The sequence below is a fragment of the Solirubrobacter pauli genome, from assembly GCF_003633755.1.
Classification (GTDB): Bacteria; Actinomycetota; Thermoleophilia; order Solirubrobacterales; family Solirubrobacteraceae; genus Solirubrobacter; species Solirubrobacter pauli.
Window position 1 is genome coordinate 1,853,835 of sequence record NZ_RBIL01000002.1, and the last position, 14,880, is coordinate 1,868,714.

General features: G+C 70.7%; 14 protein-coding genes. 5 read left to right on the forward strand and 9 right to left on the reverse strand.

Translation table 11 applies throughout. The features are described 5' to 3' along the window. Window positions 1-10: 10 nt before the first annotated feature. Together C8N24_RS28330 and C8N24_RS28335 are read right to left on the reverse strand one after the other, a co-directional pair. Window positions 11-1,369 carry an NAD(P)/FAD-dependent oxidoreductase gene (locus tag C8N24_RS28330; RefSeq protein WP_121256492.1) on the reverse strand — a complete coding sequence of 453 codons (1,359 nt, stop codon included), beginning with the start codon at window positions 1,367-1,369 and terminating at the stop codon, window positions 11-13. Next, window positions 1,369-2,766: an aspartate aminotransferase family protein gene (locus C8N24_RS28335; protein WP_121256494.1), complete on the reverse strand. Its 1,398-nt coding sequence runs from the start codon at window positions 2,764-2,766 to the stop codon at window positions 1,369-1,371. The genes C8N24_RS28330 and C8N24_RS28335 overlap by 1 nt, the downstream gene beginning before the upstream one ends. 138 nt (window positions 2,767-2,904) lie before the next feature. Between C8N24_RS28335 and C8N24_RS28340 the strand changes: the two genes are divergently transcribed. Then, window positions 2,905-3,363 (forward strand): CHAP domain-containing protein, encoded by a 459-nt coding sequence (locus C8N24_RS28340; protein WP_121256496.1) that lies wholly within the window; start codon window positions 2,905-2,907, stop codon window positions 3,361-3,363. On the opposite strand, the gene C8N24_RS28345 is transcribed toward C8N24_RS28340, so the two are convergent. Then, entirely contained in the window at window positions 3,360-3,899 is a 540-nt protein-coding gene (locus C8N24_RS28345) for a cupin domain-containing protein (protein ID WP_121256498.1), read from the reverse strand. The two genes, C8N24_RS28340 and C8N24_RS28345, sit on opposite strands and share 4 nt — an antisense overlap. An 18-nt stretch (window positions 3,900-3,917) precedes the next feature. Beyond that, window positions 3,918-5,516, reverse strand: a complete 1,599-nt coding sequence (locus tag C8N24_RS28350) for a PucR family transcriptional regulator (protein ID WP_170179485.1) — start codon at window positions 5,514-5,516, stop codon at window positions 3,918-3,920. Window positions 5,517-5,635: 119 nt separating this feature from the next. Between C8N24_RS28350 and C8N24_RS34830 the strand changes: the two genes are divergently transcribed. From C8N24_RS34830 to C8N24_RS28370, 4 genes are read left to right on the forward strand one after another with little or no spacing between them, the layout of a single operon-like run. Then, window positions 5,636-6,727 (forward strand): ABC transporter ATP-binding protein, encoded by a 1,092-nt coding sequence (locus C8N24_RS34830; RefSeq protein ID WP_147448023.1) that lies wholly within the window; start codon window positions 5,636-5,638, stop codon window positions 6,725-6,727. Next, on the forward strand, window positions 6,720-7,871 hold the full coding sequence (locus C8N24_RS28360; RefSeq protein ID WP_211340170.1) for a polyamine ABC transporter substrate-binding protein: 1,152 nt from the start codon (window positions 6,720-6,722) through the stop codon (window positions 7,869-7,871). Before C8N24_RS34830 ends, C8N24_RS28360 begins: the two co-directional genes overlap by 8 nt. Continuing rightward, on the forward strand, window positions 7,871-8,734 hold the full coding sequence (locus tag C8N24_RS28365; protein ID WP_121256506.1) for an ABC transporter permease: 864 nt from the start codon (window positions 7,871-7,873) through the stop codon (window positions 8,732-8,734). Before C8N24_RS28360 ends, C8N24_RS28365 begins: the two co-directional genes overlap by 1 nt. Then, window positions 8,734-9,621, forward strand: coding sequence for an ABC transporter permease (locus C8N24_RS28370; RefSeq protein ID WP_121256509.1), 888 nt, complete (start codon window positions 8,734-8,736; stop codon window positions 9,619-9,621). Before C8N24_RS28365 ends, C8N24_RS28370 begins: the two co-directional genes overlap by 1 nt. Here C8N24_RS28370 and C8N24_RS28375 read toward each other — a convergent pair. Genes C8N24_RS28375 through C8N24_RS28395 form a run of 5 tightly spaced genes read right to left on the reverse strand, consistent with a single transcriptional unit; the run spans window position 9,566 to window position 14,880 of the window. Next, entirely contained in the window at window positions 9,566-10,717 is a 1,152-nt protein-coding gene (locus tag C8N24_RS28375; protein ID WP_281272677.1) for an ABC transporter ATP-binding protein, read from the reverse strand. The genes C8N24_RS28370 and C8N24_RS28375 overlap by 56 nt on opposite strands. Continuing rightward, complete coding sequence (nagA, locus tag C8N24_RS34835; RefSeq protein ID WP_121256511.1) at window positions 10,714-11,808, reverse strand: N-acetylglucosamine-6-phosphate deacetylase; 1,095 nt, start codon at window positions 11,806-11,808, stop codon at window positions 10,714-10,716. Before nagA ends, C8N24_RS28375 begins: the two co-directional genes overlap by 4 nt. After that, complete coding sequence (locus C8N24_RS28385; protein ID WP_121256513.1) at window positions 11,805-12,632, reverse strand: carbohydrate ABC transporter permease; 828 nt, start codon at window positions 12,630-12,632, stop codon at window positions 11,805-11,807. The genes nagA and C8N24_RS28385 overlap by 4 nt, the downstream gene beginning before the upstream one ends. Further along, a complete protein-coding gene (locus C8N24_RS28390; RefSeq protein WP_147448024.1) occupies window positions 12,629-13,591 on the reverse strand; it encodes a carbohydrate ABC transporter permease in 963 nt (320 codons plus the stop codon). The genes C8N24_RS28385 and C8N24_RS28390 overlap by 4 nt, the downstream gene beginning before the upstream one ends. Next, on the reverse strand, window positions 13,588-14,880 hold the full coding sequence (locus C8N24_RS28395; protein ID WP_121256517.1) for an extracellular solute-binding protein: 1,293 nt from the start codon (window positions 14,878-14,880) through the stop codon (window positions 13,588-13,590). The genes C8N24_RS28390 and C8N24_RS28395 overlap by 4 nt, the downstream gene beginning before the upstream one ends.

Here is a 14,880-nt window from a genome sequence, read left to right on the forward strand (position 1 = left end):
CGCGCGGCCGTCAGCGGGCGACGTGCATGCCCAGCGCGCGCGGTGCGGCGACGGCCGCGCGCGTGATCAGGTCGACGCGGCCGCCCTGCTCCTCCAGGCGCTCCTTGCGCAGGAAGGCACGCCGGACCATCGTCCCGCCGGTGATGGCGAACGGCTCCGACGGCACGCGGACCGGGCTCGGATCGGTCACCGCGAGGTCCGTGGACTCGCCGCTGGCGAGGGCGGCCAGCGCGCGCCCCGCGAGGTGCGAGGGGCCGACGCCGTTGCCCGTGAAGCCGAAGGCGTAGTGCACCGGGCCGTCGTCGAGCGTGCCGATCTGCGGGAGGTGGCTCGGCGAGACGTCGATCGGGCCGCCCCAGGCGTGGGTGACCGCCCGGCCGGTGAGCTGCGGGAACATCTCGACCAGGTGCGCGTGGGTCTCGTCGGCGACCTCGGGGTCGACCTCGACCTTGCCGTGCAGGCGCGCTCCCGCGGCGAGGCGGCCTCCGCCCCACCCGAAGGCGATCCGGCCGTCGCGGGTCGTGCGGAAGTAGTGCACGAACGTGCGCGCGTCGGTGATGCACTCGCCGCCTGACCAGCCGAGCTCGTCGAGGACGTCCGGGACCGGCTCGGTCAGGACGATGTGCGAGGAGGTGACGCTCAACCGGTTGCGCAGCGGCGGCACCGCGCGGGTGGCGGCGTTCATGGCCAGCACGGCGGCGCCCGCCCGGACGCGACCGCCGTCGGTCTCGACCACGACCTCGCGCGGCCCCGAGCGCAGCGCGTTCACGCGCGAGCGCTCGCGGATCACGTCCAGCAGCTTGGACCGCAGGCCGAGCGCGAGCCGCGCCGGCTGGACCGTGGCGTCGTCGGCGACGAGCAGGCCACGGCGGAAGCGAGGCGAGTCGCAGCGCGCGCGGGTCTCGGCCTCGGTGAGCGCCCGCACGCGGTCGCCCGGCGCCGCGGCCAGGATCTCGTCCAGCACCGCGTCGTGCGCCGGCGCCGTGGACGCCATCACGTAGCCGCCCGGCGTGAACCAGGCGTCCACGCCCTGCGCCTCGCACCACGCGCCGATCGAGCGCACGCTGTCCGCGGAGGCGTCGCACAGCTCGAGCGCACGGTCGCGGCCGAACCGCTCGACCAGCGACGGGAAGTGCGTCCACAGCGTCTCGCAGAAGCCGCCGTTGCGCCCGCTCGGCCCGTGCCCGCACAGATCGGCCTCCAGCAGCCGCACCGACGCGCCACGCTCGCGCAGCTGCCAGGCGGTCCACATGCCGGTGTAGCCGCCGCCGATGATCACCACGTCGGCGTGCTGCTCGCCCTCCAGGACGGGCGCGGGCGTGACCGGACCGGCTTCGGAGAGCCAGTAGCCGTGAGCGGTATGAACCATCAGCCGACGTAGAAGCGCTGCGACGCGTCGGCCAGCACGGCCTCCGTCTTCGCGGCCATCTCCTCGAGCTCCTCGCGCGTGGACGTGAGCGGAGGCGCGAGGTGCAGGACGGCGTCGCCGCGATCGTCCGGGCGGGCGATCAGGCCCTCCTCGAGCAGCCGGCCGGAGAGGAAGCCGCGCAGCAGCTTCTCGCGCTCCTCGGCGCTGAAGCGGGACGCCTCGGCGTCGCGGACGAGCTCCAGCGCCCAGAAGAACCCCGCCCCGCGGACGTCGCCGACCATCGGCACGCGCTGCTTGATGCCCTCGAGCAGCTCGCCGATGTACGGCTCGAGCGCCCGCACGTTCTCCAGCACGCCGTCGCGCTCGAAGATCTCCAGGTTGCGCAGCGCGACCGCGCTCGCCACCGGGTGCCCGGCGAACGTGATCCCGTGCATGAGCATGCGGCCGTCTTCGTACAGCGGCTCGGCGATCTTGTCGGAGACCAGCACGGCGCCCATCGGCGCGTACGCGGACGTGATGCCCTTCGCGCACGTGATCAGGTCCGGCGCGACGCCGTACCGAGCGGACGCGAACCACTCGCCGATGCGGCCGAAGCCGGTGATCACCTCGTCGGCGACCAGCGCGATCCCGTACTTGTCGCACAGCGCGCGCAGGCCGGGCCAGTACCCCTCGGGCGGGACGAGGCAGCCGCCGGCGTTCTGGACGGGCTCGGCGATCAGCATCGCCACGGTCTCCGGGCCGGCCTCGACGATCGTGCGCTCGGCGTCCTCGAGCAGGCGGCGCGTGAACGCGGCCTCGTCCTGGGCCTCGGGGTCGCGGTACGCGTTCGTGTTCGCGATCCGCGTGACCGGGATCGGGGCCGCGCCGAACGGCTCCTTCATCGGGCGCACGCCGGTGAAGCTCAGCGCGCCCAGCGTCACGCCGTGGTAGGCGATCTCGCGCGCGATCGCCTTCACGCGCTGCGGCTCGCCCTTGGCCAGGTAGTGCTGGCGGACGATCTTCCAGGCGGCTTCGACGGACTCGGAGCCCCCGTTGGTGAAGAACACGCGGTTCAGGTCGCCGGGCGCGCGCTCGGCCAGCGCCGCGGCGAGCTTGATCGACGGCGGGTGCGCGGTCGCCCAGTTCGTGTTGAACGCGAGCGTCGACATCTGCGCCGACGCGACCGACGCCATCTCCTCGCCGTAGGAGTAGCCGATCTGGCAGCAGAACAGCGAGCTGAGGCCGTCGAAGTAGCGCTTGCCCTCGGTGTCGAAGACGTACGAGCCCTCGCCGCGCTCCAGGACGAGCAGCGGCTTGCCGCCCGGCCCGAAGGCGCCGTTGCGCGTGAAGTGCATCAGCAGGTGCCGGTGCGCCTGCTCCTGGAGCGAGTCGAAGCCAACCGTCTCGGGCGCTGTCATGGGCTCCATGCTCGCCCGCGCTTCCCGGACCTGGCAATAGGCGGAACGTCGCGACCGGTCACGCTGACGCCGACAGACCGTCACGCTGGACGAATAGGCCGCTTGTCGCTTTTCGAACGAGGGCACACCATGCCCCCAGTGACGCGATGGATCGTTCTCGCCGTGCTCGCCGCCGTCGGCGCCACGCTGCTGATCACCTGGCCCGAGGTCAAGGAGGAGACGGGGCCGCAGAAGGCCGCGTCGCTCTACGGCTTCCGGTGCAAGGCGCCGTGCGCGTACGGACCGTCGTACGTCGCCTACCGGGCGAGCAAGCTGTTCGCCACCGACGTCAAGCCCGGCGCGTGGGAGGACAAGCCACTCAACCCGACGCCCTCGATCGGTGCGATCGCCGACTTCGGCGACGGCCATGTCGCCTTCGTCGAGGACGTGCTGTCCTCCGGCGCGATCGAGATCAGCGAGCTGAGCGAGCGCACGCTGACGCGACGGACCGTCACGCTCGACGACGGCTGGCCTCGCGGCTTCCGGCTGGTCGGCGCGCGGCCCGCGCCCGGCCCGGACGACGGTACCCCGCCGACCGGCGACCTCAGCGACATCTAGCTCGGGCCGAACGGGCGCCGCGCCGGAACCCGCCGCACCGCTGGCAGGTCGCCGTACGCCTCGGAGTCCCGGGTGGTCGTGCGTTCCACGCTCGCGCCGTAGCGCGCCGCGGTCGCGTTCGCGATCCAGGTGACGGCGCGCCGGGGGTCCGGGCTGCCGAACATCAGGATCGCGCACGGCTCGTCGCCGGCGCCGACCGTGATGTGCGCCGTTCCGGGCGGTGAGTGGAAGTAGTCCCACTGGCGCATCCGGCGCTCCTCGCCCTCGACGACGGCGACGCACTCGCCGCTCAACACGAGGAAGCCCTCCTGCGCGTCCTCCTCGTGGTAGTAGCCGTTGGACTCGCCCGGCTGGAAGACGTGCACGTGCACGCCGATGCCGGGGCCGTCGGGGTCCGCGTCCGGGGCGTTGAAGTCCCGCCACGTGCCGAATCCGGGCGCCGACTCCCAGGCGAGCCGGCCGAGGTTCGCGACGAACCAGCCGCCGTCGAGCGGAACCTGGCCCTCGGGCGTGACCTGCATCTGAGCCTCGCGCATGCGCGGTGTGTACCGCACCTACGTGCGCGCGCCGCGACGGAACCGTCGCGCGCGCACCGCGAGGTGCAGGCCGAGCACGACGTCCTCGTCCTCGAGCGAGACGCCGAGCGCCTCCTCGATCCGGCGCAGGCGCAGGTACAGCGACTGGCGCTCGAGGTGCAGCGCCCGCGCCGCCTCGGCCTTGCGCCCGCCCGCGGCCAGGTAGGCCTCGAGCGTGTCCAGGAGCACGCGGCCCCGCGGGGTGCCGTCGCCCAGGAGCGGGCCGAGCTGCTCGGCCACGAACGCCTCCAGCTCGGGTGTGTCGCGCAGCTCGTGCAGGAGGTCCGTGACGCCCGGGCGCCGCGCGTCGTACCAGCGCCGGACGTCGAGCGCCGTGGCCGCGCCCGCCGAGCGCCGGACCCGCCGCAGGCCCTGGCCCGCCGCCGCCCACGTGTCCGCCGGCCCGCCGACCGCGAGCGCGGCGTCGGCCGGGCCGAGCCCGTGCCGGTCGAGCGCGCCGTGGAACAGGTGGGCGACGTGCTCGACGAGCGCCTCGTCGTAGTCGCGCGAGCCGAGCGCGAGCAGCACGAGCAGGTCGACGTCGCGCGGGCCGAGCAGGACCGCGAGGCCGGTCGACGCGAGCGCGCCGCGCAGATCACCGGACAGTCGCGTCCACGAGATCCCGTCGGCCCCTTCCGAGCGGCCGCGCGTGTAGGCGGGGCGGCGCCAGGCCGCGACCAGCGGCAGCAGCGCGCCGCGGCCGGTGCCCGGGAAGCCGAGCGCCTCGGCGCGACGGCGGGCGTCGGCCTCTTCCACGCGGCCGTCGGCCAGCTCGGACAGGAACGCGCCGCGCGAGCGGGCGCGCAGCTGCTCGTCGTGCTGCTGGGTGAGCAGGTCGATCGCCACCGCGAGCGCCGCGCGCTCGATCGCGACGCGGTCGAAGTCGTCGAGCCGGTGCTCCAGCGAGAGCGCCATCACGCGCCCCCACGAGGAGTCCAGCAGCCGCACGTCCGCGCACAGCACGCCCTCGGCGGTCTCCCCGCGAGCCTCGGCGCGGTGCACGTCGGCCCACGCGGACAGCGCCAGATCGTCACCGGGCGGTCCGCTCACGTAGTAGACGAGCGATCCGCCCGCGTCCTCGAGCACGACCGGGCTCTTCACGGCCGCGCACAGCTCGGCCAGGATCTCGGGCACGCCGCGCCCGCGCAGGATCAGCTCGGTGAAGCGCCGGTGGATCTCCTCGCCGCGGGCGAGCAGCGCGTACTGGGCGTTGATGACCGCCGCGTGCACGGCCTCGGTGATCTCGATGAAGCGCACCGGGCGGTGGAACGCGATCACCGGCACCCCCGCCCGCGCGCAGCCGGCGACGACGGCCGGCGGGACGTCGCGCCACGTGCTCCCGAGCTCCACCGCCAGCGCGGCGACGCCCTGGTCGACCAGCGAGCGCGTCCATGCCGTCTGGTGCACGGGATCGCCCGCCGGGCCCAGTCCCGTCGTCAAGACGAGCTCGCCGCCCTTCAGCAGATCGTCGGGGTCGGGCATCTCGATCACGTGCGCCCAGCGGATCTGGCGGTCCAGAGCGGCATCGCCCACCACCACCTCGGGGAGTGCGCGTCGGACCACCGGCAGTTCGAGCACGTCGGCGAGGCTCAACATGACGTTCTGTCAGTCATGATGGCGGAACATCCGACCCACTGTCCATTGCGACGGCTTGACGCAACCGGAAAGGTGGGCAACGGTCAGAGGAAGGAGCGAGGGTGGCAGCAACGGAGGCCGAGGCCGACATCCATCTGGATGGCGTCAGCAAGCGCTTCGGGGAAATGACGGCGGTCGACGACCTCACGATGTCGATCCCGCGCGGGAGCTTCTACGCCATGCTCGGCCCGTCCGGGTGCGGCAAGACGACGACGCTGCGCATGATCGGCGGGTTCGAGGACCCGACGGCGGGCAAGGTCTACCTCGGCGGCGCCGACGTCACCCAGCACCCGCCGTACAAGCGCGACGTCAACACCGTCTTCCAGTCGTACGCGCTCTTCCCGCACCTGAGCGTCGAGAAGAACGTCGCGTTCGGCCTCGAGCGCAAGAAGATCGGCAAGTCCGAGGCGCTCAAGCGCGCCCACGAGGCGCTCGAGCTGGTGCAGCTCGACCACGTCGGCAAGCGCAAGCCCGCGCAGCTCTCCGGCGGCCAGCAGCAGCGCGTGGCGCTCGCCCGCGCGCTGGTGAACCGACCCCGCGCGCTCCTGCTCGACGAGCCGCTCGGCGCGCTGGACCTGCGCCTGCGCAAGCAGCTGCAGATCGAGCTCAAGCGGATCCAGCAGGACGTCGGCATCACGTTCGTGCACGTGACCCACGATCAGGAGGAGGCCATGAGCATGGCCGACACGATCGCGGTCATGAACGGCGGCAAGATCGAGCAGGCGGGCTCGGCCACCGATCTCTACGAGCGCCCGCGCACCGCGTTCGTCGCCAACTTCCTCGGCATCTCGAACCTGATCGACGCGAAGGTCACCGGCGACCAGCGCGTGACCACGCACGACGGCGCGCAGCTCCATGCGCCCGAGTGCGCCGGGCTCACCGGCGACGTGCGGATCGGCGTGCGCCCGGAGAAGATCACGCTCGTCCCCGCCGGCGAGGCCGTGCCCGACGGGTCGAACGTCCTCAAGGGCAAGATCCTCGTGGCGGCGTTCCTCGGCGTCTCGATCCAGTACGTCATCCAGGCCGCCGGTGGCGAGGAGCTCAACGTGTTCGCGCAGAACTTCAGCGGCTCCGAGCCCGAGGCGCTGGCCGTCGGCCGCGAGGTGCAGCTCGTCTGGCGGCCGGAGCACACGTTCGTGGTGGAACGTGGCTGAGCACACCCGCCGCCGGTTCCTCGGCCGCGGCGGCTCGCTGGCGCTGGCCTACGCGCTCGCGGGCTGCGGGATCGAGGGGACGCTCGAGCAGGCCGAGAAGGCCGCGACGCCGATCCCCGAGATCACCCACAAGAAGGTCCCGATCGGCAACTGGACGTTCTCGAACTGGCCGCTGTACATGGACAAGGCCATCCTCAAGGACTTCGACAAGCAGTTCGGCGGCCACGTCAAGTACGTCGAGGAGATCAACGACAACGACGAGTTCTACGGCAAGGTCCGCCAGCAGCTGCAGTCCGGCACCGCGATCGGGCGCGACATCGTGACGCTGACGGACTACATGGCGGTCAAGTGGGTCCGCAACCGCTACGTCGAGCCGCTCGACAAGAAGAACATGCCGAACGTCGTCAAGAACCTCGTCGACAACCTCAAGTCGGTGCCGTACGACAAGAAGCGCGAGTTCACGGTGCCGTACCAGTCGGGCGCGATCGGGCTCGGGTACAACCCGAAGAAGACCGGCCGCAAGCTCAACTCGGTCAACGACCTGTTCGACCCGGCGTTCAAGGGCCGCGTGACCATGTTCACCGAGCCCTACGACTCGGCCGGCACGACGTTGCTCGGCATGGGCATCGACCCGACGACGGCCAAGATCGACCAGATCCTCGCCGCCATCGACAAGATCGGCAAGGCCGCCGACGCCGGCCAGTTCCGGCGCTTCACCGGCAACGACTACTCGACCGACCTCGCGAAGGGCAACATCTGGGTCGCGCTCGCCTACTCGGGCGATCTCGTCCAGCTGCAGAGCGACAACCCGGAGCTGGAGTTCGTCTACCCCGACGAGGGCGCGATGACCTTCACGGACAACATGATGGTCCCGGCCAAGGCGGAGCACATCTACGCCGCCGAGACGATGATGAACTTCCTGTACGAGCCGGAGATCGCCGCCAAGCTCGCGATCTTCGTCAACTACCTCTCGCCGGTGAAGGGCGTCCAGGAGATCGTCCAGAAGACCGACCCGGACATCGCCGAGAACCCGCTGATCTTCCCGCCGGACGAGATCCGCGCGAAGCTGCATTCCTACCCCGCGCTCTCGGACTCCGACGAGCGGACCATGAAGGAGGCGATGGCGAAGGTGACGGGCGCCTGATGAGCCTCAACACGCGCCGCAAGCTCCTCCCCTGGCTGTTCATCGGCCCCGGCCTGCTGTGGCTGCTGATCTTCTTCCTGTACCCGCTGCTCAACCAGGCGTCCGTGTCGCTGATGACCGGCAACCCCGAGCAGGGCTACGAGCTGACGTGGGCGTTCCACAACTACTGGGACGCGATCTCCGAGTACAAGGAGCAGTTCGGCCGCTCGATCGCCTACGCGGGCATCTCGACGCTGCTGTGCCTGATCATCGGCTTCCCGCTCGCCTACTTCACGGCGTTCCACGCGGGCCGCTGGAAGAGCTTCATCCTGCTGCTGATCATCCTGCCGTTCTTCATGAGCTACGTGCTGCGGACGGTGGCCTGGCAGCTGATCCTGTCCGACGACGGCGCGGTGGTGAGCTTCTTCCAGAAGATCGGGCTCGTCAGCGACGACGGGCGCCTGCTCGCGTCGAGGACCGCCGTGATCGCCGGCATCACCTACAACTTCCTGCCGTTCATGGCGCTGCCGCTGTACGTGGCGCTGGAGAAGATCGACCCGCGCCTGCTGGAGGCGGCGACCGACCTCTACGCGTCACGCGCGACCGCGTTCCGCAAGGTGACCGTGCCGCTGGCGCTGCCGGGCATCTTCGCCGGATCGCTGCTGACGTTCATCCCGGCGTGCGGTGACTTCGTGAACGCCGCGCTGCTCGGCACGCCGCAGCAGTACATGATCGGCAACGTCATCCAGTCGAAGTTCCTGAACATCCTCGACTACCCGCAGGCCGCGGCGCTCAGCTTCACGCTGATGCTGTTCATCCTCGTCGGGATCTTCCTGTACGCGCGGGTGCTCGGCGCCCGCAACCTCACCCAGGCGGCGATCTGATGGCAGTCGAAGCCGCACCCGCCGCCGGGCGGGCCGTCGAGGAAGAGATCGCGGGGCCGCCGACCGGTGGCGGGTCCAAAGGCCGCGACAAGCTCCGCCACGGGCTGCTGGCCCTGTGGTCGGTGCTCGCGCTGCTGTACCTGTTCATCCCGGTCTTCATCGTCGTCCTGTTCTCGTTCAACGACAACCAGGGCCGCTTCAACTTCACCTGGCAGGGCTTCACGCTCCGCCACTGGGCCGACCCGTTCGCGGACCCGGACCTGGCGAAGGCGCTGACCAACAGCGTGGAGATCGCGCTGATCTCGACCGCGATCGCCACGGCGCTCGGCACGTTCATGGCGATGGCGCTCGTCCGCTACCGCTTCCGCGGCCGCAGCACGGTCGACTTCTTCGTGTTCATGCCGCTCTCGTCCCCCGAGGTCGTGCTCGGCGCGGCGCTGCTGGCGATGTTCCTCACGCTCAACATCAACACGGGCTTCGTGACGATCGTGATCGCCCACGTGATGTTCACCGTCTCCTACGTGGTGGTGACCGTGAAGGCCCGATTGGAGGGCATGGACCGCCACATCGAGGAGGCGGCCATGGACCTCGGGGCGACCGAGTGGACCACGTTCCGAAAAGTCACGTTGCCGATGATCGCGCCCGGCGTCGCCGCCGCGGCGATGCTCGCGGCCGCGATCTCGTTCGACGACTACGTCATCACGTCGTTCAACGCCGGCCAGACGCAGACGTTCCCGCTGTTCATCTTCGGCGCGACCCGCCAGGGCGTGCCGGCCGAGGTCAACGTCCTGGCGACGATGCTGCTGATCGTCGTCCTCGGCCTGATGGGCGTCAACCTGCTGATCCAGCGTGCGCTGGCGCGGCGGGACTCGAAGCGGACGGACTGAGCGCCTTCCCCGTCTCGACGTCGAAGTGATGCAGGCGATCCGGGTCGAGCGTGAGCTCGATCCGGTCGCCGACCGCGATCGGCGCGCGGGCGTCGAGGACGACGGTGAACGACGCGCGGTCGTCCTCGGCGAGCAGGACGTCGTCGTCGGCGGCGCTCGCGTCGAGGGCGTCGGCCAGCGCCGCGCTGCGCAGGCGCGGGGCGTCGATGCCCGCCACGACGTGCGTCTCCGTGCCGAGCCGCTCGACGACCTGGACGACGGCCGGGATGCCCGGGCCGAGCTTGAGGTCATGCGGGCGGATGCCCAGGATGCAGCGGCCCTCGACCGGCGACGGCACCGAGCACGTGCCGAAGCGGCCGCCGTCGGCCTCGACCAGGTTCATCGCGGGTGAGCCGATGAAGGCGGCCACGAACAGGTTCGCGGGATGGTCGAAGAGCTGCTCGGGCGTGTCGCACTGCTGCAGAACGCCGCCGCGCAGGACCGCGACGCGCTGGCCGAGCGTCATCGCCTCGACCTGATCGTGGGTGACGTAGACCGTCGTCACGCCGAGGCGCTCGTGCAGGCGGGAGAGCTGGGCGCGCATCGAGACGCGCAGCTTCGCGTCGAGGTTGCTGAGCGGCTCGTCCATCAGGAACGCCTGCGGCTCGCGCACGATCGCCCGGCCCATGGCCACGCGCTGGCGTTGGCCGCCCGACAGCTCGCCGGGCTTGCGGTCGAGCATCTCCTCCAGGCCGAGGATGCGCGCCACGTCGTCGACGCGCTGCGCGATCTCGGCCTTGCTCGTCTTGCGCAGCTTGAGCCCGAACCCGAGGTTCTGGCGCACGGAGAGGTGCGGGTAGAGCGCGTAGCTCTGGAAGACCATCGCGATGTCGCGCTTGCGGGGATCGAGCAGCGTCACGTCGCGGCCGCCGATGTGGATCGTGCCGGACGTCACCTCCTCGATCCCGGCGATCAGCTTCAGCAGCGTCGACTTGCCGCAGCCGGAGGGCCCGACGAGCACCATGAACTCGCCCTCCTGCACCTCCAGCGAGACGTCGTCGACGGCCATCGGCCCGTTCTTGTAGGCCTTCGACACCGCGTCGATGCGGATGCTCAACTTCGTCCTCCTACGCGTTCGCGGCCGTCGACCAGGACTTGCCGGATCTCGAGGCGGTCGTCGAGCACCACGACGTCCGCCGGCGCCCCGGGGGCAAGGCGTCCGAGATCCGGCCGGCCCGCGACCCGCGCGGGCACTGCGCTCGCAGCCGTGAGGGCGGCTTCGAGGCTCACGCCGAGGGAGTGCAGGTTGCGCACGGCCTCGATCATCGTCAACGCGCTGCCCGCGAGCTGGCCCTCGGGGCCGCGGACGACGCCGTCCTCGGCCTCGATCCGGCGCCCGCCCAGCACGAACTCGCCGTCGCCCATACCGGCGGCGGGCGCCGCGTCGGTGACGAGCGCGAGCCGACCGCCGGCGGCGTTCCACGCGACCCGGACCGTGTCCGGCGCGACGTGATGCAGGTCCACGATCATCTGCACCAGCACATCGTGCCGGGCGAGCGCGGCGAAGCCAACACTCGGATCGCGTGACGTCGACGGGCGCATGGCGTTGAAGAGGTGGGTGACCGTCGTGATCCCGCGGTCGAAGCCCAGGTGTGCCTCGGCGGCGGTGGCGTCGGTGTGGCCGGCGCTGACCGTGACCCCGCGCGCGACCAGCTCGTCGACGAGCTCGAACGCCCCCGGCAGCTCCGGCGCCAGCGTCATTTGGGACACCGGGGCGATGTCCAGCAACCGGCGCAGGAGCGCGAGGTCGGGCGCGGAGAGATGCGCGGGGTCGTGCACGCCCGCGCGGCGCGGTGACAGGAACGGGCCTTCCAGGTGCGCGCCGAGGACGCGCGCGCCGATGCCGCCCGCGGGCATCTTGCGCAGCGCGTCCAGCAGCGCGGACTCCGGCGCGGTCACGAACGTCGGCTGGAACGCCGTCGTGCCCGTCGCCAGCAGCGCCTCCCCCACCCGCACGTACCCCTCGTGGTCGGTGGCCATCAGGTCCACGCCCGCGAAGCCGTTGACCTGGAGGTCGACGAAGCCCGGCGCGGCGATCCCGCTGCCGGCGCCCGAGAGCCCGACCTCGACGATCGACCCGCCGTCGACCGACACGTCGCCGGGAACGAACGTTCCGTCCACCAGCGCGGCTGAGACTCCGAGCCTCATCCTTTGACCGCTCCCGCGGTGCGCGCCGTCATCAGGTGCTTGCGCGCGAGCACGAAGACGATCGCGACCGGCAGCGTGTAGAGCACCGACGTCGCCATCACGGCGCCCCAGTCGGTGTCGCCGCGCCCCACGAACGACTGCAGCACCAGCGGCACCGTCTTGCGGTCCTCGTCGTTGATGAACGTCAGCGCAAGGAGGAACTCCTTCCAGCCCTCGAGGAAGCTCAGCACGGCCGTGACCGCCAGCCCGGGTGCCGCGAGCGGCAGCACGACCCGCCACATCGCCCCGATCCGCGTCGCCCCGTCGATCCGCGCCGCGTGCTCGAGCTCGTCCGGGATCGACAGGACGAAGCCACGCATCACCCAGATCGCCAGCGGCACGCTGAACGCCAGGTAGGTGATGATCAGCGACCAGTACGTGCCCAGCAGCCCCGCCTTGCGCATGGTCACGAACAGCGGGATCACGAGCACGACGAGCGGGAACATCTGCGTCATCAGCACGAGGATCAGCAGGATCCGCGTGATCCGCGCCCGGTAGCGGGCGAGCACGTAGGCCGCGCCGGCGCTGACCAGCAGGCAGATGACCATGGTCCCGCTGGCCACGATCAGCGAGTTCAGCAGCGCACGGCCGACGTGCCCCTCGCCGAGCACGCGCGGGTACTGGTCCCACTGCGGGTCCGACGGCCACAGGTCGGGCGTGCGCGTGTAGATCTCCGACCGCGGCTTCAGCGACGTGATCACGACCCAGTAGACGGGGAACAGCGCGAACGTCGACACGGCGATCATCGCGAGGTACATCCATCCGCGCTTGAGCAGCCACCTCACGCGAGCTCACCCTCCTTGCCGACCAGCCGCACGTAGATCAGCGCGAACGCCAGCAGGATCACGAACAGCACCACCGCGACCGCGCTTCCCAGCCCGTAGTGCGACAGCGCGAAGCCCTCGCGGTAGGCGGCGACCGCGGCGGTGTCGGCCGACCGGTCCGGCACGCCGGCCGCCATCACGTAGATCTGGTCGAAGATCTTGAAGTCCCAGATCGTCGAGAAGATCACCAGCACGGCGACGATCGGCCGCAGCAGCGGCAGCGTCACCAGCCGGAAGCGCTGGAACGCGTTCGCGCCGTCCACGGCCGCCGCCTGCAGGGTCTCCTTCGGGATCGTCTGCAGGCCCGCGAGCAGCGACAGCGCCACGAACGGGAACGACTGCCAGACGACCGTGATGAAGATCGCCACGTACGCGGTCTCGCGGTCGGCGAACCACGCGAAGTCCTGGAACCCGTCGAACCCGAGGTTCACGAGCCCCCAGTTGACGAAGCCGTAGCGCGCGTCGAACAGCCACTTCCAGATCGCGCTCGCCGCCAGCGCCGGCACCGCCCACGGCAGCAGCACGGCGATCCCGAACAGCAGGTTGCCCTTGAGCTTCTGGTTGAGCAGCAGCGCGACGCAGAACCCGAGGACCATCGTCCCGACCACGCACGCCGTCCCGAACACGACCGTGTTCACGAGCGACGTGCGCAGGTGCTCGTCCGCGAAGACCTCCTTGAAGTTCTCCAGGCCGACCCATTCGGAACCGCCGTAGATCAGCTCCCCGAGGCCGGTGTCCGTGAACGACAGGTAGATCGTGCGGACCAGCGGGTAGCCGACCAGGCCCGCGATGATGGTCAGCGCCGGTAGCAGCAGGAGAACCGGAAGGGTCAGCCGGTTCACCGCTCGACGCGCGACCACCATCGCGGGAGGGCGCGAGGAGGTGCGCCCCGCCTGGACGGCTGCCGGGGCCGTGCTCACCCGGCGAACTCCTCGTCCATCTTCGTCGCGAGGTTGGCCGCCGCCTGCTGGCCGGTCTCCTCGCCCTTCATGACCTTCTGGATCTGGCCGTCGAAGATGTTCGCGCCCTCGAGCCCGCCCCACTTCGGCGACGGCGGGTACACGGCGGACGCGTTGAGCAGCTGCTCGGCGAACGGCTTCCGCTGCTCGTCCTCGAGGTAGCCCGACGCCTGGATGCCGGCCGTCGTGCCCGGCAGGAAGCCGATCTCGCTCGTGAACTTGTTCAGCTGGTCGGGCTCGAGCATGAAGTCGACGAACGCCGCGCCGAGGTCATGGTTGCCGGACTCGGTGAACTGCACGAGGTGGCTGCCGCCGGCGAACGCCGTGCCCTTGCCCGACGGCCCGGTCGGCGTGAGCGCGGTGCCGATCTTCTCCTCCAGCTCGGGCTTGGTGGCGATGATCGAGTTGTAGCCCCAGCCGCCGGCGATCAGCATTGCGATGTCACCGTTGATGAACGCGGTCTGCGCGTCGGGCTCCTCCCAACCGATCGCGGCCTTCGGGACGTAGCCGTCCTTGTAGAACGAGGCGTACCAGTCGAGCGCCTGCGCGGCCTCGGGCGAGTTGAGCGCGCTCTTCCAGGTGTCGCCGTCCTGGGTCGCGATCTCGCCGCCGGCCTGCCAGATCGTCGGCAGGTACATGTGCTCGGAGAGCCCGGTGAAGCCGACCGGATACACGCCCTTGTCCTTCGCCTTGATCGCCTTGGCCGCGGCCTCCATGTCGTCCCAGGTCTTGGGCGGCTCGACGCCGGCCTTCTCCAGCAGGTCCTTGCGGTAGATCAGCGAGCGCGCGCCGGCGTACCACGGCTTGCCGTAGACCTTCCCGTCGAGCGTGGCGGCGTCGACGAGGCTGGAGACGTAGTCGTCCTTGGCGATCTCGGGCTGCTCGAGCAGCGCGCCCTGGTCGGCGAACTCCGGCGTCCAGGTCGTGCCCATCTCGGCCACGTCCGGCACCTTGCCGCCGGCGATCGCGGTCACGAACTTGTCGTGCGCCTGCGCCCACGGGACGAACTGGATGTCGACCTTCGTGCCGGGGTGCGCGGCCTCGAAGTCGGTGCCGTACTGCTTGACCACGCCCTGGATCTTCGGTGATCCGGGGTCCATGATCCAGACGCTGATTGAACCTTCGAGCTTGGCGGCCTTCTCGCCGCCGTCCGTCGACGCGTTCTTGGCCGCGCCTTCGCCGTCATCGCCACCGCACGCCGCTACGACGGTCGCGAGCAGGATCGCGACCGCAATGCCGAACTGCTTCAT

Bases quoted from the DNA above. Each gene is read 5' to 3' on its own strand.
- C8N24_RS28330 (WP_121256492.1), bottom strand. From the start codon at position 1,369: ATGGTTCATACCGCTCACGGCTACTGGCTCTCCGAAGCCGGTCCGGTC.
- C8N24_RS28345 (WP_121256498.1), bottom strand. From the start codon at position 3,899: ATGCGCGAGGCTCAGATGCAGGTCACGCCCGAGGGCCAGGTTCCGCTC.
- C8N24_RS28365 (WP_121256506.1), top strand. From the start codon at position 7,871: ATGAGCCTCAACACGCGCCGCAAGCTCCTCCCCTGGCTGTTCATCGGC.
- C8N24_RS28395 (WP_121256517.1), bottom strand. From the start codon at position 14,880: ATGAAGCAGTTCGGCATTGCGGTCGCGATCCTGCTCGCGACCGTCGTA.
- C8N24_RS28370 (WP_121256509.1), top strand. From the start codon at position 8,734: ATGGCAGTCGAAGCCGCACCCGCCGCCGGGCGGGCCGTCGAGGAAGAG.
- nagA (WP_121256511.1), bottom strand. From the start codon at position 11,808: ATGAGGCTCGGAGTCTCAGCCGCGCTGGTGGACGGAACGTTCGTTCCC.
- C8N24_RS28335 (WP_121256494.1), bottom strand. From the start codon at position 2,766: ATGACAGCGCCCGAGACGGTTGGCTTCGACTCGCTCCAGGAGCAGGCG.